General features: G+C 60.0%; 26 protein-coding genes and 1 tRNA gene. 11 read left to right on the top strand and 16 right to left on the bottom strand.

Going from position 1 to position 22,999, the window contains the following annotated elements:
- From gatB to ACX3P1_RS18545, 3 genes are all read right to left on the bottom strand, one after another.
- Window positions 1–1,500, bottom strand: a complete 1,500-nt coding sequence (gene gatB / locus ACX3P1_RS18555; protein WP_459081088.1) for an Asp-tRNA(Asn)/Glu-tRNA(Gln) amidotransferase subunit GatB — start codon at window positions 1,498–1,500, stop codon at window positions 1–3.
- Window positions 1,501–1,631: 131 nt separating this feature from the next.
- The gene (locus ACX3P1_RS18550) at window positions 1,632–2,063 is read right to left on the bottom strand and encodes a CBS domain-containing protein (protein ID WP_459081087.1); all 432 of its coding nucleotides are present in this window, start codon (window positions 2,061–2,063) and stop codon (window positions 1,632–1,634) included.
- Window positions 2,064–2,178: 115 nt separating this feature from the next.
- Window positions 2,179–2,925: a rhomboid family intramembrane serine protease gene (locus ACX3P1_RS18545; protein ID WP_459081109.1), complete on the bottom strand. Its 747-nt coding sequence runs from the start codon at window positions 2,923–2,925 to the stop codon at window positions 2,179–2,181.
- A 423-nt stretch (window positions 2,926–3,348) separates the two neighbouring features.
- Here ACX3P1_RS18545 and ACX3P1_RS18540 point away from each other — a divergent pair, with 423 nt between their 5' ends.
- The 4 genes from ACX3P1_RS18540 (at window position 3,349) to ACX3P1_RS18525 (ending at window position 6,224) form a co-directional block, all read left to right on the top strand.
- Complete coding sequence (locus ACX3P1_RS18540; RefSeq protein WP_459081086.1) at window positions 3,349–3,987, top strand: PAS domain-containing protein; 639 nt, start codon at window positions 3,349–3,351, stop codon at window positions 3,985–3,987.
- Window positions 3,988–4,149: 162 nt separating this feature from the next.
- Entirely contained in the window at window positions 4,150–4,767 is a 618-nt protein-coding gene (locus ACX3P1_RS18535) for a PilZ domain-containing protein (RefSeq protein ID WP_459081085.1), read from the top strand.
- Window positions 4,768–5,010: 243 nt separating this feature from the next.
- Window positions 5,011–5,616 carry a transglutaminase-like cysteine peptidase gene (locus ACX3P1_RS18530; RefSeq protein WP_459081084.1) on the top strand — a complete coding sequence of 202 codons (606 nt, stop codon included), beginning with the start codon at window positions 5,011–5,013 and terminating at the stop codon, window positions 5,614–5,616.
- A 431-nt stretch (window positions 5,617–6,047) separates the two neighbouring features.
- Entirely contained in the window at window positions 6,048–6,224 is a 177-nt protein-coding gene (locus tag ACX3P1_RS18525; protein WP_459081083.1) for a Flp family type IVb pilin, read from the top strand.
- A 110-nt stretch (window positions 6,225–6,334) separates the two neighbouring features.
- On the opposite strand, the gene ACX3P1_RS18520 is transcribed toward ACX3P1_RS18525, so the two are convergent.
- Complete coding sequence (locus ACX3P1_RS18520) at window positions 6,335–6,862, bottom strand: gamma carbonic anhydrase family protein (RefSeq protein ID WP_459081082.1); 528 nt, start codon at window positions 6,860–6,862, stop codon at window positions 6,335–6,337.
- A gap of 165 nt (window positions 6,863–7,027) precedes the next feature.
- Here ACX3P1_RS18520 and ACX3P1_RS18515 point away from each other — a divergent pair, with 165 nt between their 5' ends.
- Window positions 7,028–7,759 (top strand): hypothetical protein, encoded by a 732-nt coding sequence (locus ACX3P1_RS18515; protein ID WP_459081081.1) that lies wholly within the window; start codon window positions 7,028–7,030, stop codon window positions 7,757–7,759.
- Between the two features lie 42 nt (window positions 7,760–7,801).
- On the opposite strand, the gene ACX3P1_RS18510 is transcribed toward ACX3P1_RS18515, so the two are convergent.
- A complete protein-coding gene (locus ACX3P1_RS18510; RefSeq protein ID WP_459081080.1) occupies window positions 7,802–8,005 on the bottom strand; it encodes a DUF3126 family protein in 204 nt (67 codons plus the stop codon).
- 147 nt (window positions 8,006–8,152) lie between these two features.
- On the bottom strand, window positions 8,153–8,998 hold the full coding sequence (gene cysE, locus ACX3P1_RS18505; RefSeq protein ID WP_459081079.1) for a serine O-acetyltransferase: 846 nt from the start codon (window positions 8,996–8,998) through the stop codon (window positions 8,153–8,155).
- A gap of 146 nt (window positions 8,999–9,144) precedes the next feature.
- On the opposite strand from cysE, the gene ACX3P1_RS18500 reads away from it, so the two are divergent.
- A complete protein-coding gene (locus ACX3P1_RS18500) occupies window positions 9,145–9,759 on the top strand; it encodes an HD domain-containing protein (protein ID WP_459081078.1) in 615 nt (204 codons plus the stop codon).
- Here the strand turns inward: ACX3P1_RS18500 and ACX3P1_RS18495 are convergent.
- The 3 genes from ACX3P1_RS18495 to ACX3P1_RS18485 all read right to left on the bottom strand — a co-directional run bounded on the left by ACX3P1_RS18495 (window position 9,738) and on the right by ACX3P1_RS18485 (window position 11,765).
- The gene (locus ACX3P1_RS18495) at window positions 9,738–10,505 is read right to left on the bottom strand and encodes an alpha/beta fold hydrolase (protein WP_459081077.1); all 768 of its coding nucleotides are present in this window, start codon (window positions 10,503–10,505) and stop codon (window positions 9,738–9,740) included. The two genes, ACX3P1_RS18500 and ACX3P1_RS18495, sit on opposite strands and share 22 nt — an antisense overlap.
- 1 nt (window position 10,506) lies before the next feature.
- Window positions 10,507–11,040, bottom strand: a complete 534-nt coding sequence (locus tag ACX3P1_RS18490) for a DUF192 domain-containing protein (protein ID WP_459081076.1) — start codon at window positions 11,038–11,040, stop codon at window positions 10,507–10,509.
- A 128-nt stretch (window positions 11,041–11,168) separates the two neighbouring features.
- Window positions 11,169–11,765, bottom strand: coding sequence for a cold-shock protein (locus ACX3P1_RS18485; protein WP_459081075.1), 597 nt, complete (start codon window positions 11,763–11,765; stop codon window positions 11,169–11,171).
- 211 nt (window positions 11,766–11,976) lie between these two features.
- Here ACX3P1_RS18485 and ACX3P1_RS18480 point away from each other — a divergent pair, with 211 nt between their 5' ends.
- On the top strand, window positions 11,977–12,417 hold the full coding sequence (locus tag ACX3P1_RS18480; RefSeq protein WP_459081074.1) for a VOC family protein: 441 nt from the start codon (window positions 11,977–11,979) through the stop codon (window positions 12,415–12,417).
- A 12-nt stretch (window positions 12,418–12,429) separates the two neighbouring features.
- Here ACX3P1_RS18480 and ilvA read toward each other — a convergent pair whose 3' ends face one another.
- The gene (gene ilvA / locus ACX3P1_RS18475) at window positions 12,430–13,683 is read right to left on the bottom strand and encodes a threonine ammonia-lyase IlvA (protein ID WP_459081073.1); all 1,254 of its coding nucleotides are present in this window, start codon (window positions 13,681–13,683) and stop codon (window positions 12,430–12,432) included.
- Window positions 13,684–13,872: 189 nt separating this feature from the next.
- Here ilvA and ACX3P1_RS18470 point away from each other — a divergent pair, with 189 nt between their 5' ends.
- From ACX3P1_RS18470 to ACX3P1_RS18455, 4 genes are all read left to right on the top strand, one after another.
- The gene (locus ACX3P1_RS18470) at window positions 13,873–14,973 is read left to right on the top strand and encodes an alpha/beta hydrolase (RefSeq protein ID WP_459081072.1); all 1,101 of its coding nucleotides are present in this window, start codon (window positions 13,873–13,875) and stop codon (window positions 14,971–14,973) included.
- 73 nt (window positions 14,974–15,046) lie between these two features.
- Window positions 15,047–16,240, top strand: a complete 1,194-nt coding sequence (locus ACX3P1_RS18465; RefSeq protein WP_459081071.1) for an alpha/beta hydrolase — start codon at window positions 15,047–15,049, stop codon at window positions 16,238–16,240.
- A gap of 213 nt (window positions 16,241–16,453) precedes the next feature.
- Window positions 16,454–16,538: transfer RNA gene (locus ACX3P1_RS18460), tRNA-Leu, on the top strand.
- A 59-nt stretch (window positions 16,539–16,597) separates the two neighbouring features.
- Window positions 16,598–17,908 carry a tyrosine-type recombinase/integrase gene (locus ACX3P1_RS18455; protein WP_459081070.1) on the top strand — a complete coding sequence of 437 codons (1,311 nt, stop codon included), beginning with the start codon at window positions 16,598–16,600 and terminating at the stop codon, window positions 17,906–17,908.
- 73 nt (window positions 17,909–17,981) lie between these two features.
- Here ACX3P1_RS18455 and ACX3P1_RS18450 read toward each other — a convergent pair whose 3' ends face one another.
- Genes ACX3P1_RS18450 through ACX3P1_RS18425 form a run of 6 tightly spaced genes read right to left on the bottom strand, consistent with a single transcriptional unit; the run spans window position 17,982 to window position 22,731 of the window.
- The gene (locus tag ACX3P1_RS18450; protein WP_459081069.1) at window positions 17,982–18,314 is read right to left on the bottom strand and encodes a DUF2190 family protein; all 333 of its coding nucleotides are present in this window, start codon (window positions 18,312–18,314) and stop codon (window positions 17,982–17,984) included.
- Window position 18,315: 1 nt separating this feature from the next.
- Window positions 18,316–18,534, bottom strand: a complete 219-nt coding sequence (locus tag ACX3P1_RS18445; RefSeq protein ID WP_459081068.1) for a phage head-tail joining protein — start codon at window positions 18,532–18,534, stop codon at window positions 18,316–18,318.
- The gene (locus ACX3P1_RS18440; protein WP_459081067.1) at window positions 18,534–20,270 is read right to left on the bottom strand and encodes a prohead protease/major capsid protein fusion protein; all 1,737 of its coding nucleotides are present in this window, start codon (window positions 20,268–20,270) and stop codon (window positions 18,534–18,536) included. Before ACX3P1_RS18440 ends, ACX3P1_RS18445 begins: the two co-directional genes overlap by 1 nt.
- Entirely contained in the window at window positions 20,239–21,642 is a 1,404-nt protein-coding gene (locus ACX3P1_RS18435; protein ID WP_459081066.1) for a phage portal protein, read from the bottom strand. Before ACX3P1_RS18435 ends, ACX3P1_RS18440 begins: the two co-directional genes overlap by 32 nt.
- Entirely contained in the window at window positions 21,642–22,238 is a 597-nt protein-coding gene (locus tag ACX3P1_RS18430; protein WP_459081065.1) for a hypothetical protein, read from the bottom strand. Before ACX3P1_RS18430 ends, ACX3P1_RS18435 begins: the two co-directional genes overlap by 1 nt.
- Window position 22,239: 1 nt before the next feature.
- The gene (locus ACX3P1_RS18425; protein ID WP_459081064.1) at window positions 22,240–22,731 is read right to left on the bottom strand and encodes a hypothetical protein; all 492 of its coding nucleotides are present in this window, start codon (window positions 22,729–22,731) and stop codon (window positions 22,240–22,242) included.
- Window positions 22,732–22,999: the final 268 nt, after the last annotated feature.

Here is a 22,999-nt window from a genome sequence, read left to right as displayed (position 1 = left end):
TTATTCGATGCCCAGCTTGGCCTTGACGAGGTCGTTGACCGCCTGCGGGTTGGCCTTGCCGCCGGTCGCCTTCATCACCTGCCCGACGAACCAGCCCGCCATGGTCGGCTTGGCGCGGGCCTGCTCGACCTTGTCGGGATTGGCGGCGATCACCTCGTCCACGGCCTTCTCGATGGCGCCAGTGTCGGTGACCTGCTTCATGCCGCGACTTTCGACCAGTTCGCGCGGATCGCCGCCTTCATTCAGCACGATCTCGAACAGATCCTTGGCGATCTTGCCGGAAATGGTGCCTTCGACGATCAGGTCGATGACTGCGCCGAGTTGCTCGGGCGAAACCGGCGCATCCTCGATGTCCTTGCCGGCCTTGTTCAGCGCGCCCAGAAGATCGTTGATGACCCAGTTGGCGGCAAGCTTGCCGTCGCGCGCCAACGCGACCTTCTCGAAATAATCGGCAATCGCCTTTTCCGAGACCAGAATGGAAGCATCATAGGCCGACAGGCCGAGCTTCTCGACCAGCCGCGCCTTCTTCTCATCCGGCAGTTCCGGCAAGTCCTTGGCTAGCGCATCGACATAGGCCTGGTCGAATTCCAGCGGCAGCAGGTCGGGGTCCGGGAAATAGCGGTAGTCGTGCGCCTCTTCCTTGGAGCGCATCGATCGCGTCTCGCTCTTTACGGCGTCGAACAGGCGCGTTTCCTGATCGATCTTGCCGCCATCTTCCAGAATGGCGATCTGGCGACGTGCCTCGTAGTCGATGGACTGCCCCACAAAGCGGATGGAATTGACGTTCTTGATCTCGCAGCGCGTGCCGAATTCACCGCCCGGCTTGCGCACCGAGACGTTGACGTCGGCGCGCATCGAGCCCTCGTCCATATTGCCGTCGCAGGTGCCGAGGTAGCGCACGATGGTGCGAAGCTTGGTCAGAAACGCCTTGGCCTCGTCGGGCGAACGCATGTCGGGCTTGGAGACAATCTCCATCAGCGCCACGCCCGACCGGTTCAGATCGACATAGGACATGGTCGGATGCTGGTCATGCATCGACTTGCCGGCATCCTGCTCCAGATGCAGCCGCTCGATGCCGACCTCGATATCCTCGAACTTGCCCTCACGGTCGGGGCCGACCGAAACGATGACGATGCCCTCGCCGACGATCGGCTGCTTGAACTGGGAAATCTGATAGCCCTGCGGCAGGTCCGGATAAAAATAATTCTTCCGGTCGAACACCGACTTGTGGTTGATCTGCGCCTTCAGCCCGAGCCCGGTGCGGATTGCCTGCTTGACGCATTCCTCGTTGATGACCGGCAGCATGCCCGGCATCGCCGCATCGACCAGCGAGACGTTGGCGTTAGGCGCCGAACCGAACTTGGTCGATGCGCCGGAAAACAGCTTCGCTTCCGAAGTCACCTGCGCATGGACTTCCAGCCCGATGATGATTTCCCAATCGCCGGTGGCGCCGGGTATAAATCGCTTGGGATCGGGTGTGCGGGTATCGATAAGGGTCATGGCGGGCCTGATCTGCTCTGGAATGTTGCGATTTTCGCAACAGGAAACACATCAGCCTTCGCTAGTGCAAACGGCAATCAGAGGCAAGGTCGGCGTCACGCACCGACCCTTGCAAAGAGAGGTTCCAGCCCTTACGCCGTCGCGATATAGGCCCTGATCTCCTCCGCCTCGCGCTCGGCATCCTCGATGCGGCGCTTGACCACGTCGCCGATGGAGACGATGCCGTAAAGCATGCCATCGCGTTCGACCGGCAGATGCCTGAACCGGCCGGAGGTCATGATCTCCATGATCTCGTTGACCGTATGGTTCTCGTTGCAGATCTTTACTTTCGGCGTCATCGCCTCGCGAACGGCCAGGTCCAGCGCTGCCGCGCCTTGCTTGGCAACCACCCGCACGATGTCGCGCTCGGAAAGAATGCCCACGATCTTGCGATCGCCGTTGGTGATGACCAGCGCGCCCACCCGATGTTCGGCGAGGATGCGAATGGCCTCGGAAAGCTTTTCGTTCGGGCCGAGCGTCAGTACGTCGTAGCCTTTGCTTTCAAGAATTGACTTGACCGTCATGGCGACCTCCTCTGTGTGATACTGTGTCCGCGCCCCGTCTTCACGTTCCAGTGAACATGGTGCGCCGGGATCAGTTCCATTTCAAGTATCTCGATCTCCGCGACGGGCACCCAAATCACGTCGCCTGGTGGGGCCGGCGGTCGAAAAATCGCAAGGCGAAGAAACCGACCGCAAACCCGCCGATATGCGCCTCCCATGCGATCTGGTCCGACCCTCCGGCGCCAAGCCCAATAAGGCCGGTAACGAGGTTGATCCCCATCCAGACCGCCAAGAATGTCAGCACGGCACGCGAACGCAATACGCTGGCAAACGGCAACGGGTCCCCGGCAAAAGCGGACTTGCCGGCCGTGCGGTCCATTTGGAAGCCGAAACGCGCCGCAGCGCCCATCATGCCCGATATCGCGCCGGATGCGCCGACCAGCGGTGCCTCCATATAGGGGTGAATGGCCCAGAACAGCCATGCTGCCGCCAAACCCGTAGCGGCAAAGAAAACGGCGAACCGCAGCGCGCCGAAACGGTTGGCTAGAGGCGGGCCGAAGGCTGCCAGCCACACCATGTTGACGGCAACGTGGGCCAGGCTGCCATGGAGAAACGTGTAGGTGAAGGGACGCGAAAGCATGAACCAGTCGAAGCCGTACTGCCCGGTATAGAGCGCGGGCCAAAATGCCGCGTCGTAGAGCAGGGTCCAGTTCTGGGCGGTGTCGAGAACATAGGTCTGCAGCAGATACACCACGATGCAGGCGCCGATGATCGTCAAAACCACGGCCGGGACGTTGAACATGGGTTCGCGGCCACCGACCGGCGGCACCCGGCCCGGCCTTTGCGGTGTCTTCGCTGCTTCGGGAGAGGATTGTTCGCTCATCGATATCCGGTCCGATTCCATCGCCGACATGTAACCATGTCGTGCCGATCCACCAAACCCGATTTGCGGGTGCCGAGTTGCGGCGCCCGAATCGCAAGCGCCGAATCGGCTGCCGCGAATCAAAAAAAAGCCGTCCAAGGTTTCCCTTGAACGGCGGGTCGAGTCCCCTTCTCCCCAAACTCTTGACTGGAGTGCGGCCGCCCAAAAGGTCCGGGCGAGCGCTAAATGGAGTGATTTCAATGTCTCACGCCATGCCGTCGGCGGCAACGTAAACCATCTGTTAACCTTAACGATCCCGAGCCGTGAACAAGTCCGAACGGCGCTGGCATGCATCCTGCATCGCGAAGCATGTAGGTCGCAGGAAAGCGCCCTTCTGTCCGCCGATGGGACACCGGATGGCAGAATGCGCGGAATGGAACACGAATGAAACTGAACGGATCGATCGCCCTGTTCCAATATTGGAACCGCCTGCGCGACGGCCGCCCGGCGCCGAAGCGCACCGAGGTCGAACCCGCCGACATAAAGGCGCTGCTGGCGGACACGTTCATTCTGGAAAAGGATACGCGCGGCGAAGCCGTCTTCCGGCTGGCGGGAACCAGGCTTTGCGCGACCTACGGCCGCGAACTCAAGGGCTTCTCCTTTCCCTCGCTTTGGCGCGAAAAGGACCAGCGCCTCATTGCCCGGCTGGTACATGGTGTTTTTAGCCAGAAATCCGTGGTCGTCTTCACCTATGAAGGCTTGAGCCAGAACGGCCGTTCCGTTTATTTCGAACTGCTCATGCTGCCGTTGGACGGGGGCGTCGAGAACCCACGCTGCCTTGGCGTGATAACTGCGGCGGAAAAGCCGTTCTGGCTCGGCGCCGACCCCATCGTGGACGCGCTCGTTGACGCCATCCGCGTCGTCGACCCGGAAAAGGAGCCGATGTTCCTGAAGAACCGGCCGGCAATCCCGGTGCCGCCTCTGGCGCCGTCCAAACTTGATTCGCCTAATACGATCACGGAATTCGGCCGCGCCCGGCGCATCCGCCACCTCGTCGTCCTGGACGGCGGGCGCGAGGAATAGCCCGCGCGCCACCGAACTCAGCCATGCCGTAGCGGGCAGATTTGCGGCATCGGGTTTCAGGAACCGCCCGCCCGCTTTTTCACCTTTGTTAACCTTTGTTGACGTACCTATAGATTGAAATTTCTGCGGCCAGGCGGAAATGCCAATGGGGTGTAGGCAATCATGAGGTCAACGGCGGTCGAAATAGCGCCGTCAGGGGCTGAGAGGCGTAACTTTCAGCGCGTCCGCGTCAAGATATACGGGCGGTTCATGCTTGAAGACCGCACTGAACATCCGTGCCAGGTGGTCGACATGTCGCCCGGCAACGTGGCCTTGCGCACGGACCGCATCGGCCAGCCGGGCGAAAAAGTCATTGCCTATATCGATCATATCGGGCGCGTGGAAGGCGTGGTAACGCGCACCTTGCAGGACGGCTTCGCCATGACCGTCATCGCGTCCGACCGCAAGAAAGACAAGCTTGCCGCCCAATTGACCTGGCTCGCCAACAAGCATGAGCTGGATCTGCCGGAAGACCGCCGCCATGAACGCGTCGCGCCGCGCAACCCGATGAGCGTGCTGCAACTCGTCGATGGCCGCCACTATCAATGCCGCATCGTCGACCTCTCGCTTTCGGGTGCCGCCATCGAAATCGACGTCAAGCCGGCACTTGGCATGCAGGTCACGCTCGGAACCATGCGCGGCCAGGTCGTTCGCCATTTCGAGGACGGCGTCGCCATCGAGTTCGCCGTCGTCCAGCACGCGGACACGCTCGACACCGAGTTCAACACCCCCCATTCCTGATTGAAATCAACACCGCCTAAAGGCCGGCCCATGTGGCCGGCTTTTTTAATACCCGCACCTTCCCCGCGCGGCTTGGCCATCCGTGATCCTCGCCGATAATTTTCATCGACATGAACGAGTTGGATAAAATTTTATACGTATTTTATTCTTAGTTTCCCCGCGTTTTACTTAATGTCTACTGCGCACTTTTGCGCCGAATAAATCCGCCTGTGTCATTGTCTCTTCAAACGGGGAGACAAGAAAATGCTGAAAAAGAGGGGCAAGCTGTTGCTTCTGGCAATAGCCCTGCAGTTTGGCGGTTGGGGAACCGCCTATGCGGGCGCAAGCTTCATGCACACCGGCGGCCGCACGACACAGCCGGTCGGCCATTATGAGTTCTGCCAGAAACTGCCGCGCGAATGCCGCACCATGACGCCAAGGCAAGCTCCTACGGAACTGACCCGCAAATTGTGGGCAACGATCGTTTCCGTCAATAATTCGGTCAACGTCAAGGTCACGCCGCTCACCGACATGGAAATGTGGGGCAAGGAAGAAGTCTGGTCCTATCCGGACACCGGGGCCGGCGACTGTGAAGACTATGTGCTGGAAAAGCGCCGGGAACTGATGAACGCGGGCATGCCCGCCGGCGACCTTCTGATTACGGTGGTCCGCCAGCCAAACGGCGACGGCCATGCCGTGCTGACCGTGCGCACCAGCCTGGGCGAGTTCATCCTCGACAATCTCGAGCCGAAAGTGCTGGCCTGGACCGCGACCGACTACACCTATCTGAAGCGTCAATCCCAGACGAATTCCGGCGTTTGGGTAACGATCAACGACGGCCGCGCCGACGCGGTCGCCAGCGTTAACTAGGACGCGACGAGAAACCCGGTCGAGTCCCCACCCTCCCCGTCCCCAACGACCGGGTCAAGGAGCCGGCCCCGTCCCCGGGCCGGCTCCGCCTTTTTGTGACATATGCCGCCGCTTGGCCCGCGAGCGAGCCGCAAGCGGCTATCTTGCGCCTTCAGGCGAACAATACGGCCTTCCCAATGCCTTGCCCGCAGCCATTTGCGGGCGCTCTTTTCGGGTCCGGCCTTTCGCGGATTCTACAGCGGGCGACCTTCAAATACACAATAGAACGCAATTACATCGCCGTGTTCTGTATTTGTTAAGCAAACGCATCGCTACTTTCCGTTTACCATTCTCTTTAACCTGGCTGAAATCGATCCTTCGTAATGTGAGCCACGGTTCGAAAAGAAACCGTCACAGATGAATGCCACCAACTGGGTCAGAGGATCACCGACATGACAAAGCTTCTCTCGCGCTTCTACAAAGACGAATCCGGCGCAACCGCAATCGAATACGGCCTCATCGCAGCCCTCATCGCACTGGCGATCATGGTCGGCGCTGGCGCCCTGGGCAACAGCATCGGCGAAAAATTCAACGACATTTCGGACAAGCTGAACACCGCCGGCGAGTAAGCCGGACGTCAGTTGGCTCCCCGCGCTTCGGCGCGGACAGGAACGGGCCGCCTTCGGGCGGCCCTTTTCCGTTCCGGCAATGAAAAGCCACGGCCTCGATCGTAGACTATTCAGACCGGCTTCAGCCCAGCCTTGAATCGCCTGCCATTGGCGACGTAATGCGCGGCGGAGTGCTGCAGGCCGGCGACGGCATCCGCATCGAGCACCCTCACCGCCCGCGCCGGTGCGCCGACGATCAGCGAGTTGTCGGCAAACTCCTTGCCTTCGGTCACCAGCGCGCCGGCGCCCACCAGGCAATTCTTGCCGATCTTCGCTCCGTTCAAAACGATGGCGCCCATGCCGATCAGGCTGTTGTCGCCGATGGTGCAGCCATGCAGCATGGCGCGGTGGCCAATGGTACAGCCCCTGCCGATGGTCAGCGGGAAACCGGGGTCGGTGTGCATGACCGTATGCTCCTGCACATTGGTGTCCGCGCCGATGGTGATCGGTTCATTGTCGCCGCGAATAACGACACCGAACCAGAAGCCGGCATTGCGGCCGATTTCGATATTGCCGATCAGGGTCGCGTCCGGCGCAACCCAGTTGCTTGCTTCATCCTCGAAGCGGGGGCTTTTTCCATCCAGCGCATAGACAGGCATGCTTTCTCCTCGGGTCGAACGGGCGCGAAGGATTGTCACAGGATCAATCCTGCCACCCTGATCTTTACCCTCCGTTTACCATGACGCAGCACAGTCACAAGCGGAACACGCAAGGGTCGTGTCGCCCGTCATGGATCAGGCGACACCGACGACCGAGGACTTTCGATGAAACAGGCGGCACTTGCCGACAGCAAGGAACTCAACGTCATCGATTCGTCGCTGATGACGAAAGTGTTTTACGTCTTTGCGGTGCTGGCGCTTCTGTCGGTGGCGATCAGCCTCGGCGGCAAATGGTTCGGACGCTCCATTGCCATGGCCGGCTATACCGACGACACGACGATCCATGAAGTGGTCATCGGCAACAACGTGCTCGCGGTTCCCGCCAATGCCATCCGCTTCGAGCGCGCCCGCCATGACGGCGTCGCCTCGCGGCTCGATCTCTATCTGCGCTATCCCGCCATGGACGGCTACAGCAAAGCCGCCAGAAGCGACTTCAACCGCGAGGGCGCGGGAAAGAATATTCTGTTCCTGTCGTTCGAAACGCAGGTCATGTCGCGTGACATGAGCGGCCGCTTCGCGCCGATCTACAGCGCATTGATCGCGCAACCCGGCACGCCCGGCCCCGGTCACACGACGATCTATGCTTTTAAGGAAAAGTCCGGCTATCTGAATGAAGTCCTGGCCATAGCCCAGCGCCCGGGCAAAGCCCCCTTCGTAGCGCGCTGCCTGAGCGGGCCGAGCGCGGAACAATCGCTGGCGCCTTGCGAGCGCGACGTCCATGTCGGAGACAATCTGAGCCTGACATACCGGTTTCCGCAGGAGCTTCTGGCGGACTGGCAGGCGTTGGACAGCGCGATCGCGACGCAAACCGCGCGTATTCTGAAGACCGGCCGCTAACCTCCCACCGGGATTGGCGCGCGGCTGGTCGAAACTTTCGGCTCAAGCCAGGTCGATGTCGAGGATCGCCATCGAGAAATTATAGTCGCCGTCATCCTCGTCCTTGAAGACGATGCCGAGAAACTCGTCGCCGACATAGACTTCGGCCGAATCGTCCTTGCGCGGGCGCGCCTTCACTTCCAGCATCGGGTTCTGAAAAATCCGCTTGAAATAGGCGTTCAGCTTTCTGATTTCTTCGGGCTTCAACAGTCTTCTCCGATCTAGATCATGGAGTTGATATTCGTATGAGCGCGCTTCTGGCACGTCGACAATGGCGATGTAAAGGCAAGACGGGCCGCAAGGCACGCCTCGCACCCGCTGGGTAGACGCAAGCCCGCTGAAAGCCGCAAGCCTTCAGATGTCGAAGCTGATGGTCTGGTCCGGGGATTGCGAAGGCAAAAGCTGGTCCATCTGCCGCGAAGGCTGGTCGCAGCCGGTTTCACCCACGACGCGCGCCGGCACGCCGGCCACCGTCTTGTTGTGCGGCACGGCCGAAAGCACGACCGAACCGGCTGCAATCTTCGAGCAATGGCCGATTTCGATATTGCCGAGGATCTTGGCACCGGCCCCGATCAGGACGCCGTAACGAATCTTGGGATGGCGGTCGCCGCCGGCCTTGCCGGTTCCGCCGAGTGTCACGCCATGCAGGATCGAGACATCGTCCTCGATCACCGCCGTCTCGCCGACGACAAGGCCGGTGGCGTGGTCGAGGAAGACGCCCTTGCCGATGCGCGCAGCCGGGTTGATGTCGGTCTGGAACACCGAGGAAGACCGGCTTTGCAGATAAAGCGCAAAATCCTTGCGGCCGTGATTCCACAGCCAATGCGCCAGGCGGTGCGTCTGGATGGCGTGAAAGCCCTTGAAGTAGAGAACCGGCAGGATGAACCGGTCGCAGGCCGGGTCGCGGTCGTAATAGGCCTGGATGTCGACACGCACGGTCGTTGCCCAGCTGGAATCGTCGTGAACCATGGCCTTGAAGGTCTGGCGGATGAGATCGGAACCGACATCCTGATGCGCCAGCCGCTCGGCCAGCCGATGGATGACCGCATCCTCCAGGCTGTCCTGGTTGATGACGGTGGAATACAGGAACGAGGACAGCAACGGATCGCGCGCCACCGCTTCCATCGCTTCTTCGCGGACGGAACTCCAGATCGGATCGATTGGCTGCAGCGCGCCGCTACGCGCAATGGTCACATTCATCGACGGTCTCCACCTGCCGGCCTGTCCATGTCAGGGCCGTGCCTATAAGACTGGAAGCAAGCTGTAAAACAGATCATAGCACGGGTGAACTCAATTTTCCTTAAGCCTGTGTCAAATGGATGTAACGCGCGCAAATTCAACCCTCCATGGAAAACGGGTCCTTGATCGACGCAAACCTGAAAAAGGAGCTATCGGCGCTCTACCGTGCCGAACAGCGCCATTATCACGGCCTCTCCCACATCGAGGCGCTGCTTGCCCTTGCACGCGAATATCGGGAGATTTTGGCTGATCCGGAAGCAATCGAGGCCGCAATCTGGTTTCACGACGCCGTCTACGACAGCCGCGCCAAGGACAATGAATCCCGCAGCGCGGCACTCGCACGCGAAAAACTGGCCGGGCGCATTGAGGCCGGCCGCCTCGATCGAATCGCATCCATGATCGAGGCTACCGCGACCCACCAAGTGCCGCATTTTTCACAGGCCGGCGCGCGCAACGACGCGGCCCTTTTTCTCGACATGGATTTGGCGATCGTTGGAGCCTCGCCCGAGGCTTTCGATGCCTACGAACACGCGGTCCGGCAAGAATATGGCTGGGTGCCGGAGCCTGCCTGGATCGCCGGGCGCGCCGAAGTATTGAAAAATTTTCTTGGCCGCCCGCATGTCTTTCATACGCGGCAATTCCGCGACCGCTTCGAGCAACAGGCCCGCGCCAACATGGAACGGTCACTGGCTTCGCTCGGTCAGAGCGGGTTTTCGGCGTAGAAGGCCAGAACGCGCTGCTTGAAGCTCTTGTCGCCGACCGACAGCATATGGTCGCGGCCCTCAATGGCAAAGGCTTCCGCATTCGGCATCAGCGCCGCCAGTTCGCCGGGAGAACCGGCTATGTCGTCCTTCGTTCCGACCGCAATCAACGTTGGCTGGGCGATGCGCGCCACCTCGTCTTCGCTCAAAAGCGTGCGCGAAGCGACGATACACGCCGCCAAGGCCCGTCGGTCGCTGTGGGTCTGGTCGGCAAAGGCGCGAAACATTTTTCCGCGCACATGGGTAATGCTCGCGGGATCGGCGGAGACAAGGGCATCCGCAATCGGGTCCCAATCGCCGACGCCGTCGACCATGCCGATGCCAAGGCCGCCCAGCACCAGCGTCGCCACCTTGTCTGGGTCAGAAAGCGCCATGAAGGCGGATATGCGCGCACCCATCGAATAGCCCATGACATGGGCACGCTCGATGCCAAGATGGGAAAGCAGCGCGGCCGTGTCCGAAGCCATCTTTTTCGGCGTGTAGGCGGCCTCGTCGTAACTTTTCGTCGAGGCTCCATGGCCGCGATTGTCCAGCGCGATGGCGCGGTAGCCGGCGTCGTTCAGCGTCTTGAACCAGCCGGGCCCGATCCAGTTGACATAGTGGCTGGAAGCAAAGCCATGGATCATCAATACGGGATCGCCGCGTCCCGAAGCCGGCTGACGGTCGAGATAGGCAAGGTCGAAACCGTCATGCGCGAAGAACTGCATTTCAACCGCCATTGCCGGCAGGCTCAGCGCTGCTGCCGGATACGGCCTCGATGGCCGGATGCTTGAGCAGGTCCCCGTCTTCTATGCCATCCCTGGCTGCGGTTCCCGCCTTCAACTCAAGCACGAAGCGCACCGGTACGCCGGGCGAAATCACGGCTTCGGACCGGGGCACGCCCTGCCTGATCGCCTTGACCAGCCCGTCCTGACCGACAAACACAAGATCGAGCGGCATCGGCGTGTCCTTCATCCAGAAGGTGGCATCCTGGGTCCGCTCGAAAACGAACAGCATGCCGTGATCGTCCGCCATGGTTTCGCGATACATCAAGCCGGCGGAACGCTCGGCCGGGTCGTCGGCGATCTCGATGGCGAACGAACGCTCGCCTTGATCCGTCACCGCAACCAGCGGCACCGGGTCCACCGGCAGGATCATCGCCTGATTGTCGGCGAACGTTTGCTGAATCTGAAAAAAGGCGATGGCCGCTACAAACAGCGCTGCTGCGATGCCGCCAGTCGTCAGCGATTTTCTGTAAGCCATCCGTAACTCCTGCCCGGTCGGCAGCCTAGAGCATCGGACCGAAAAATGGAATCCGGTTTTCGGATTATTCCGATGCTCAATCAAAGTGTTAGATCGCCATTTGTGCGTCCGATAGGACGCACGGCGATCTAATGCGCAACCGGCAAAGTTCCCATATCGGGATGGATTTCGGCAGCCATAAGGCCTTTGTCGCCGCGGCCGAAACGAACCAGCACGACCTGTCCTGGACGAAGTTCGGTGACGCCGTAGCGGCGCAACGTTTCCATATGGACGAAAATGTCTTCGGTGCCCTCGCCCCGGCTGAGAAATCCGAACCCCTTGGTGCGATTGAACCACTTTACCAGCGCGCGCTCCAGGCCGCTTTCCGGCACCACCGAGACATGCGTGCGCGGCTCCTGCATCTCGGCCGGGTGGACCGCCGTCGACAGGTCCATCGACAGGACGCGGAAAGCCTGAAGCCCACGGTCGCCCTGCTTGACCAGGCATACGACGCGCGAACCTTCCAGCGCCGTTTGAAACCCGTCTTTTCGCAGGCAGGTCACATGAATGAGAATATCGCCGGAAACGCCATCGTCAGGAAGGATGAAGCCGTAACCCTTGGCCACGTCGAACCATTTTATGGCCCCCGAGACTTCAACGAAGTCGGCAGTCTCGCCGGCCTCGTCCCGTGTCAAGGATTGGCCAACGGTCTCATCCAGCCTCATCAAAGAGGCTTTATCTCCCATCGGAATGCCCCCCATTGTCAAAAACACTGTAACTGATTCTTACTGGCAGATTAACACGGTCATTTCCGGTCAGTGCAAGACCTGTAGGGGCTTTTTTCACGGCTCTTCTCAGCTATCCCGCAATTGCTGCTTGCCGTCAGCAACGGCTGTCGCCAAAGGTTGCGGCGGCAGCGCACCGGACGTAGTGTCTCAAAAGCATTGAGGAGAACCCATGCGCTATCTGCACACCATGGTCCGCATCGCCGACATCGACGCATCGCTCGAATTCTACTGCGATAAGCTTGGCCTCAAGGAAGTGCGCCGGCATGAAAGCGAGCAAGGCCGGTTCACGCTGATTTTCCTGGCCGCACCGCAAGACGAGCAAGCTGGCGTTGCGGAACGCGCGCCACTGGTCGAACTGACCTACAACTGGGACCCCGAAGCCTATTCGGGCGGGCGCAATTTCGGCCACCTCGCCTATGAGGTCGATGACATCTACGCCACATGCCAGCGCCTGATGGACAAGGGCGTCACCATCAACCGCCCGCCACGCGACGGCAACATGGCCTTCATCAAATCGCCGGACGGTATTTCCATCGAGCTTTTGCAAAAAGGGCCAGCCAAAGAGAAGGCCGAACCCTGGGCATCGATGCCGAATACCGGGAATTGGTAGCCGCAGCCCAGGTCACACGATGAACCCGGCCAGTGTCTCGTTGTCGGTAATATCCTGATATTGCACGCCTTCGGCGTCGAATTTCGCCACCAGAAGATCGAAATTGCGATGATCCTTCGTCTCGATGCCGATCAGCACGGAGCCGAAATTGCGCGCCGATTTCTTCAAATATTCGAAGCGGGCAATATCGTCGTCGGGACCGAGCATTTCGAGAAAATCGCGCAGCGCGCCGGGACGCTGCGGAAAGCGGATGATGAAATATTTCTTCAGCCGCTGGAAACGCAGCGCCCTCTCCTTCACGTCAGGCAGCCGTTCGAAATCGAAATTCCCGCCTGAAACGACGCAAACGATGGTCTTGCCCTTGATTTCCTTCCTCGGAAAATCCTTCAGCACGTCGATGGCCAGCGCGCCGGCGGGCTCCAGCACCACGCCCTCGATATTGAGCATCTCGATCATGGTCGCACACAGCCGATTTTCGGGAATGAGGTGCACCGCATCGGCTGAAAAACCCTTCAGCAGCCGAAAATTTTCACGCCCGATCTCGCCGACGGCAGCGCCGTCGACAAAACTGTCGAGCTTGGAAAGCTTGACCCGCTTGCCCGCTGCAATGCTTTCGCGAAGGCTGGGCGCACCGGCAGGCTCGCAAAAGACGAAGCGCGTATCGCGGCCCTGTTCGCCGAAATAACGGGTGATCCCGGCCGCCAGCCCACCGCCGCCGACCGGCAGCAGCATCATGTCCGGCTTGTCGCCAGGCATGCGGGCCGCGATCTCGTAGCCCACCGTTGCCTGCCCCTCGATGATGTCGCGATGGTCGAAGGGCGGCACCATGTGCGCGCCGGCCTCCTCTGTGAACAGCAGCGCTGCCCGGTAGCAGTCGTCGAAAAAGTCGCCGATCAGCCTGATCTCAACGAAATCGCCGCCGAACAGCCGGGTCTTGTCGATCTTCTGCTGCGGTGTCGTCACCGGCATGAAGACGACGCCCTTCTTGCCGAAATGGCGGCAAACGAACGCAAAACCCTGCGCATGGTTGCCGGCTGAAGCGCACACGAACAATTCGGCCTGGTTGCCCGCAGCAAGCGTCTTGCGGAAAAAGTTGAAGGCCCCCCGGATCTTGTAGGAGCGGACAGGCGTGAGGTCTTCCCGTTTCAAAAGGATGCGCGCGCCGAACTTCTTGGACAGATAGTCGTTTTCCTGCAGCGGCGTTTCCGGGAAAATACCGCGGATCGCGGTCGCGGCTTTCGAAACGCTGTCGACAAAGCTGGCCATCACGATCTCCCCGTTGCTGATACCGGCGTTCCTGCCGTCAATTTGGCTTTAGCGCAACACCAACCGCGCCTCGTTCCGCCACTATCGGGCTTTCGATCGCCCCCGACTTACTTCCGCCGCACTTGCCTGTCGGGACAGGCCCACGCGAAAAATCGAATAAAACCATCGCCCTGCCGGAAATTGACTGGAATGAAACTGCGTTTGAAAATTCTGTTCCCCGCAGCGCTTGCCCTGATACTCGCCGGCTGCGGCGGCCACCGCACCGAAGAACTGTTGGGAAGCACGGTCGTCCCGGCGGCGGTATCCCAGATCGCCGGAAATCACTCGATTTTCATCGCGACCACCCGCAAGCGCTCCGATGACCCCAACATGGTATTCGACGGCGAACGCTCGGCGACACTGAATTTTGCCCGTGTCAACGTCACCGTGCCCGCCATCCATAAGGCAGGACAAATCGAACGGAAAAGCCGTGGCAGGTCGGACGATCCGTCAAAATACTTCATGGCGTCGGAAGTTGTCGGCTACCCTACCGCGCCCAAATTCTCCAAGGCGTTGAGCGCCGATATCGCGGCGCGCGGCGGTCGCGTGATGCTGTTCGTCCACGGCTACAATACCGGCTTCGACGCTGCCGTCTACCGCCTGACCCAGATCGTGCATGACGCCGGCTATCCCGGCACGCCGGTGCTGTTTTCGTGGGCTTCCGGCGCTTCGACCACCAGCTACGTCTATGACAAGGAAAGCGCGAGTGCCGCCCGCGACCAGCTCGAGGTGACGCTAAGGATGCTGGAGCAGTCCGGCGCGCGCCGGATCGACATCGTCGCCCATTCCATGGGCACCTGGATCACCATGGAAACGCTGCGGCAGATGGCAATCACCGGCGACCGCGACCTCGGCGGAAAGTTGGGGGACGTCGTGCTGGCCTCGCCGGACATCGATGTCGACGTCTTCAAAAGCCAGATGCGCCGCTACGGCAAGCCGGACAAGCCCTTCATCCTGCTGTTGTCGGATGACGACCGTGCACTGAGATTGTCCGGGCTGCTCGCCGGCTCGCGTCCCCGCGTCGGCGATTACAGGAACGCCGCCGACCTCGCCCGATACGGCGTCACTGTGGTGGACCTCACCAACGCCAAGGGCAGCGACACCTTCAACCACACGAAATTCGCGGACAATCCGGCGCTCATCAAGGAGCTGGGGCAGCGGCTGCGGCAGGACGACGGCTTTGCCAGCGACCGCGACGTCACCGACCGCATCCGCCTTCTGGGCCAGCAGGTGACTGGCGGTATCCAATAGGCGGGCTTCGGCCGCCCACGATGCGCACAGGCGTTTCGGCTGGACCGGAGGCCGTTCCGCCTCTATCGGTAGGATGGGCGTTCGCGCGCCTCGTATCAGGAGCGATGTAACCTTGCGTAAGTTGTTGCCTGCCGTTCTGCTCGCCATTTCGCTCGCCGGTTGTGCCGGCGCCAACAAGCATGAACTGCTCAACAACGTCGCCATCGACGCGCCCGCCTCCAGCATCGGCTCGACGCACGAGATCTTCGTCGCCACCACGCGCAAGAAAGCCGTTTCCGACCCGCGCCAGGTGTTCGTCGGGGAACGGTCGTTGACCACCAGTTACGCCCGCGTCGACATGAGCGTGCCAAAATCCCATCAGCTGGGCAACATCGAGCGCGCCAAGGGCCGCGCACCGAGCGATCCGGCCAGGGATTTCACGGCCAAGCGGGTAATTTCCTATCCCGACCGGCAGCAATTCGCCAAGGCGGTCGGCGCCGATGTCGCCATGCACGGCGACCGTGCCCTCGTCTTCGTCCATGGCTTCAACAACGGCTTCGATGACGGTATCTACCGGCTGACGCAGATTGCCGCCGATACGAACTACCCCGGCACGCCTGTCCTGTTCTCCTGGGCGTCCGGCGGCAGGATCACCGACTATGTCTACGACAAGGAAAGCGCCAACGCTGCCCGCGACGACCTGGAATCGACCCTGCGCCTGCTCGCCAAGACCAAGGCCAAGAGCATCGACATCATCGCCCACTCCATGGGCACATGGGTAATCATGGAGGCGCTGCGGCAACTGGCCATTACCGGCGACCGCGACCTCGACGGCAAGCTCGGCTATGTCATCCTCGCCTCGCCCGACATCGATGTCGATGTGTTCAAGAAGCAGATGATTCGATACGGCAAGCCGGACAAGCCGTTCACCGTGCTTCTGTCCGGCGACGACCGCGCCTTGCAGATTTCCAGCCTCATTTCCGGCTCGAAGCCACGCGTCGGCGACTATGACGACGCAGCCGATCTTGCCAGCTACGGCGTCACCGTCGTCGATCTGACCAAGACGAAAAGCGCGGACCGGCTGAACCATGCCAAATTCGCCGACAATCCGGTGCTGGTCCAACTGCTGGGTGAGAGCTTGAAAGTGCCTGCCGGGCTCGCTTCGGACGAGGTCGCGCCCCAGCCGATCAACGATCTCGGCAAGGGCCTCGGGCAAGCCGTTGGTTCCGTTGCCGAAATCATCATCACCACGCCATTCAAGGTGCTGACCGTCGTGACCGGTCAATAAGCGCGGTTAAGGTTAGAAAATAAGGTTAAACCGCCGAACCGTTTGCACTTTGTTAAGTATTTTCCCAAAACGGAATTGGGGACGCGGGGCAGTTTGCCGGCGTGCGGCGTGGTTCCAGGGGGGAATGCCCGCTGGCCGCCTCGCGTCCCTTGGCATCCTTCGCATCGAAAGCGGACTTGCAATCCGGGCCGGCTCAATTACCAGTGGCAGCGCGCGGACGTGGCGGAATTGGTAGACGCAAGGGACTTAAAATCCCTCAGCTTCGGCTATCCGGGTTCGATTCCCGGCGTCCGCACCAGCAACTAGATTGCTGCCCATTTCCTACCCTTATATTCACGTAAAAAGTGAACAATAACAGTGTTGGAGACGCTTGGTCGTCCCAATGAGTGCCAATGCATCCCGATTGGATTTACGGTATTTTTTACGGTATTATTCGCCGATACCGTAAAAATGGGGATGGGAATGGCTTTAACCGATGCTGCTTGCCGAAACGCCAAGCCGGCCGCAAAAGCGCGAAAATTGGCGGATGGACGGGGTTTGTACCTCTACGTCTCGCCCAATGGCTCGAAACTGTGGCGTGTGGATTACACTTTTGAAAGCAAGCGGCGCACCGCGTCGTTTGGTCCCTACCCTGTCATTCCATTGGCTGAGGCACGCGAAAAGCGCGACGGCTTGAAGGAGCAGGTGATGGCGGACATTGATCCTGCAGCCAAGGCGGGCGAGCAAGCAGACAGCCGCCCGACGTTTGAGCAGGTCGCCCGCGAATGGTTCAAGGCCAATGAAAAGAAGTGGAAGCCTTCTTATTCGGCCCGCTTCTGGTCTCGCTTGGAAGGCGATATTTTCCCGGCGTTCGGTAGCAAGGCGATAGCGGACATTGAGCCGCCAATGGTCCTTGAAGCGCTCAGGAAGATCGAAGAAAGGGAAGCGGTCTACACGACGCGGCGCGCGCACCAATTTGTCAGCACGGTTTTCCGGTACGCGATCGCAAGCGGAATGACCAAGTTCAATCCGGCAGCCGATTTGCACGACGCCCTGAAGCCTGTCCCGAAAGAGAAGCACCGGGCAGCCCTTAAGGAATCGGAGTTGCCACAGTTTTTTCAGCGATTGAGCGTTACGCCCATGGAGGAATCTACACGCCTTGGGCTGAAAGCGGTCACGCATGTGTTCGTGCGGACTGAAGAAATTCGGTTCGCCAAATGGTCGGAATTCGATTTTGAAAAAGACGTTTGGACTATCCCGGCTGAGCGCATGAAAATGAAACGGGAATTGCGGGTGCCGCTCAGCCGGCAGGGCAAGGCGATCTTCCTACGGCTGCGCGTACTAGCGAACGGCAACGAATGGGTGCTGCCTAGCCAATGGGTGCACAAGCCGGTTTCTGAAAATTGCCTTCTGTATGCGCTCTATCGGTGCGGCTATCACAGCAGGGCGACGGTTCACGGCTTCCGCTCCACCTTCAGCACCATCGCGAACGAAAGCGAAAGCCCAATATGGGATGCTTCGGCGATTGAGCACCAGCTTGCCCATGCACCCGACGATGCTATCCGCGCGGCGTATGATCGAGGCGAGCGCTGGCAGATTCGTGCCCGGATGATGCAATGGTATAGCGATCTACTCGACAAGCACGAAAAAGCTGGCCAAGCGAATGACCTGTCCGGGCTTCTGGCATAAAAATACCCGCTGCGGCACCTTTCGCAGGAGACCGGCCGCAGCGGGCAAAATTCTACCTTATGAGAGGTAGAATTCAGAAAGCGGGATTGAGCCTTACGCGCGCGGTTGCGCTCGGATTGGCTGCAGCCGCGACGGCAACGCCTAGCAGCGTATTGCCGGAAGCCGTCTTGTTCACCAGGGCGGCCGTTGCGTCGAAATAGACTTTATCGCCGGCAGCGATCGCAAGGGCGGATACCTTGGCCAGATCGTAGATTCCACCAACGCAAATATCGAGGTCGGCCCCGATTGCAGCATCGCCGGCAGCAATGCCAACGATCGAACCAACGATAACCACATCGCCAGAATTGGCAGCGGCGGCGGCGGGAACGGTCACAACGTGACCAGGGGAGACGTAATTTTTAGCCATTTCAAAGACCTTTCGAAGTTTGGAAGCGAACACGGCTGCAACCAAGCTCGGACTCGGCTGTTGCGATCTCGCGATTGATTGAAGCTATGGCGCGGGCAAGTTCGGCGTCGGATCGGTATTCGATCCTTTCACCGTTCGAATCTTGCACCGATCGGGTGCCGCTAAAGCGGGCGGCATAAAGCCGCTCGCGATAGTCAACCAGAGTTGGAAGCGATGCCATTACGCCGCGCCCGCGTTCCGGTATGCCCCACGATGATCGGTAGCGCCCGCACCGAAGTCGAGCACGACGCGATACTCGCGGCCCAGGACCTCCCAACCGTCGCGGCTGGAAAGCTGCGGACCCTGAGCGTTCGAAAGATAGGCGTATTCGAGCACCGGAGCCGTTGCCGGATCACCGAAGATGAACCAACCATTTCCAGTCAGGCGAGGCTCAACGATCGGCGTGAGCCGGCCGCTGAAGGGGTTCGCGTTGTCGGCCGTTGCCGCGTAGATCGAAGCGAGAATCTTTTCCGCGCTGGTTTCGAGTGCTGGACCCACAAGAAGATATTTCGGCGTAACGCCGACGGGAGTCTTGCCGTCGAGACCCTTCTGAGTGCGAAGCGCTAAGCGTGCATCGGAAAGTGTCGTTTCCGACAGCGCCGCACCGGATGCAGCAAGATTCCCGTGATCGACATGAAACAGGTTTTTGCCATCGTCCATCTTCACGCCGCCGCCGCTGTTCGCGGTAAGAAGCGCAAGAAGCTGGTTTGCTTCGGTCTCAGCCGCCGCCTGTCCCATCATCTCGCCCCAGCGACCGAATGCGCCCAGGTCGTCGTTTACGAGAGCCTTACGGGTGATCGAGAAGATGCCACCGAAGCTTTCCAGGCTATAACCTTCAGCCGCTTCGCCGGTCGTCATGGCCTGAATCTCACCGGCCTCGGATACCTTGCTCAAGCCCGAAAACTCGCCGGTCTTCAGGATCGCCATTGGCCGGAAGTCGGCAGCGGTGCGCTGGCGAGCAAGCTGTTTCAAGGGCGATGCGGCCCGCTGATAGGCGTTCGACAGAACACGGTTGCCCGCGCCGGTCAGAAGTTCGGGAAAGTCGGACGTGCCGTGCATGGCGCGTTCCATGAGTTGTTCACGGCCCATGGTGGCGATGCCGACAGCGCCGGAGCGGCCCAGGTGGTCGCGGGCATAGTCAGCGATGCCCATCTGCATGAACGGGCGAGCAGCTTCACTCGGCGCGGTGCTCATCATACGGCAAGCCAGGGCTTCCGACTGGCGTTCGTGGATGATGGCCGGGTCTTCGTTGGAGAATCCAACCGTTGCCGTGCGAACGGGCTTCGGAGCTTCGACGGTCAGCCGCTCATAGGCTGCGCTGCGAGCAGCTTCGACGGTCGCGCCGTTGTCGATCAAATCGTCGGCCCATGTGGTGCCGAATTCGTGCTGAGCCGCGATTGCGCGGATGGCAGAGCGCGTTTCAATGGTGCCCGCATCGGGCTGAGTGTTTTCGGTAGGCAATGGAATGCTCCTTATTGTTGCGTTTGGATCGGCCGGCACTGCGACGAGTGAAGCCTCGCGAAGATCGATCTCGATTGCCGTCTTCGTTTTTTGGCCGTTGACTACGGACTCGCGCCATTTCCTGACCGCGTAGCCAATTGAGACTCCCGACACGTCGCCGCGTTCAACGGCTGCGAGGGTTGCGGGATCGGTTATTGTGGCGGTGCCAACCAGGTTTCCGGCTTCGACGCGGATGTTGCCGACGCTGCCGAGAATGTCGCGGATCGAGCCTTGGCGATGCGAATCCAACAGGGTGATTTTCGACGGAAACCGGATGCCCGAAACGTCGATCGCTTCGACATAGCCGGCACGCTGGACGGCCGCACCAGTCGATAGGATCACTTCGACCGTTCCCTTTTCACGATCGAGCGTGGAAGGCGTGAAATTAGCGCTTCGGGTCTGGATTTGGGTTGTCATCTACCTTTTCCTTGGTGTCGGGGGTGCTGCCGAACGTCAGGCCCAATCGGGTTTCGCGTTCGCGGTCAGCCGCAATTTCGGAGTCCAGCGCTTCGATATCGTAGCCAAGCGCGGCAACTGCCTGCCTGCGGCTCATCAAGCCGGCTGTGATCATGTCGCGGGTTGCGGCTGCGTCTTTGGCCGGATCAAGCCAAGGCTGTGTCGGGGGGTAGTGCTCAACGGCAAGATATTCGCTTTGAGCGCTTTCGAAATCAGGCGCGGCAATGTCGCCGTGCAGCACCAGCGCCGTGATAGCGCGGGCATAGATCGGCTCGCAAAGCTGCGGAATGATCGTGCCGAATTGAATGGCTTCAAGGCGGCCTTTATAGGCGATCATTCCGGCTCGAAGGCTGCCGTAGGAAGCTTCGCGAAGATCGTTCGAGACCAAATGAGCCGGAACGCCTAGCCCGGCCGAGATTGCTCGGATTTGGTGCGAAACGAATTCGGCCGTTTGCTGCGCTTGCTGCGGTACGCCGAATTTAACATCGACGCCGCCCGGAAGCCGCTGCAGCGTGCCGGGTTCGAGGCTCGGTTGCGACTGACCTTCAAATGGATCAGCGCCGCTCGTATTATTCAGATCGACCAGGAATCCAGCAAACATTGCCGCGATCTTGGTACCAACGATCAAGGCATCTTCGGTTTGGTCGAGTTCCGACAGCCGCAACAGAATAGAAGCTGCCCAGGATATCCCGCGCACCTGCCCAGCGCCCAGCGGCCGCATGAGATGCAAAACATCTTCGGCGGGCAATCTTGTGCTGCCCCAGGTCGAGGCGAAAACATCGGTCGGCCGATTCTTCAGGACGTGATAGGCGACACGCTCGCCAGCGGCATTGAATTCGATTCCTGCCACGACATAACCGCCGCCCGGAAGCTCGCGCGTGTCGGACTCATTGACCATTTCGGCGGGCAGCAATCGCAGCCGCAAACCTTCCGGCCGATGCTCGAAAACGATGAAAGACTCGCCGTCAACGATCATCGCCAGGACGGCAGCAGCCATCAGGCCATGCAGATCGGTTCGGCCCTCAGCGTCGGCAATCTTCGCCCAGCGGGTAAATGCCTCGCCCAGCAGCTTGCGGGCGTCGGGATCGGGGTGCTGCGGAGCGGCTTTGATACCAGCGCCGATAAGACCAATCGCCAGCGCATTGACGCCATTCGCGGCCCAAGGGTTATTTGCGAAAAAGTACCGGGCTTTCGACCGGATCGGTGCGCTTGCTGCCAGTGTTTCCGCGCCCGTGCGGCCGAATGACGGTTGCGCGGACCAGCGGCGGCCACCAGCGCCAGCATCAAAGCGGCGGGTGGCAGTAGAGCGCTTCAGGAAGCTAAGCAAGCCCATTATGCGGCCTCCAACTCAAGCGGCCAGTCGGCAGGCTCAGGATCGGAAAAACGCTCAACTAAACGCTCGTGCTGCCAGCGTTCCTCGGCTTCCTCCGATGCGATCATTCGCGCCTTTTTGTGCACCCAATAAGCGCGATCATTCACATCTTCACCACGGCCTTCTACGCGGATAGCGAGCCAAGCCGCAGCACGATTTACGTTAGCGGCGGCACCCGTGAATGAAGGCGAACGGACATACTGATTCTCATCATCGCTCAGGAACACGGCAGCGACTGAAGAGGAACCGCGTGCGAATTTTCTGGTCTCCGAGACCACTCTAATCGGTATCTTTCGTTCTTCGGCCCGTTCGCAAACTGGCAGGACGTGCGCAACGACATCGCTTAGCCAAAGGAGCAATCTGCGCTTTATGTCGGCGTCGGTATCTGCCAGGCGAGACACAACCCACACGACATGATCGAGCGGCACGCCGGCGTCAAAAAGGTCGCGATAACTGTGCTCTTCCCCATCGCCGAGAAATTTATGAGCAATCCGCCACCCATCGCGACAGAGTCCCGTATCGCGCACCGTGTCTAATGAAAGAGTGAGCGAAGCCATGTCAGTGCGCTCCTTTTGGAGGATGCAAGCGCCGCACAACGGGCAACAGCATTTCGTCCAGCACGACTATAATTGCGCCGCGCGGCGTCATGCCGAGAGGCATGCGATGCGCTGCCGGTTGGGGGTGGCGCACCAAGCGCGGGCTGATAAACCGGCCGAAGCCGCCCGACGTGTGGCGGTAAATCTCCACTACAAGCGACCAGCTTTCCCCGTTGGCGAGTCCCGCCAGGCAATCGGCAATGCGCAAATGAAGGTCGATCGACGCTGCTTCCATGATCTCAAGATCGGCAATGCCGGAATCCTGCAGTGCGCTAAGCGCGATTGCGATAGCCGCGTCGGTCGGCCGGTAGATCGTTGGCGATGTGTTCACCCCATCACGGCGGCCGGAAATCAATCGGCTTTGCGCGAAATGGCTTACTCGATTTCGGGCCGTCTCGAAGGGCACGCCAGCGAGGGCAATATCAGCAGCAAGGTCTTTGATCGTGAGGCTCATAATGAGGCATATAATCCTAAACTATGGATCATGTCAACATATGATAACTTTCAATTATCAAGTGAATACATTCACTTATGGAGTGAAATTAATGTAAGTGTTGACATTCTCCATAGCTAGGATTAAATTCATATTCGAACCCTTGTCCAGAGTGGTTCGCCCATGAGCAGATCGGCGGCGGGTGACTGCCGCCGATCAACTAAATCGGTAGTGGCACACGTCCAGGACGACTCCTCGCCCTAGTGTGCGGTCAGTGACGGCCCGAGAA

This window comes from Mesorhizobium sp. A623 (genome assembly GCF_054489405.1).
The sequence above is the reverse complement of the archived record's forward strand: the minus strand, read 5'-3'. Positions and strand labels throughout refer to the sequence as shown.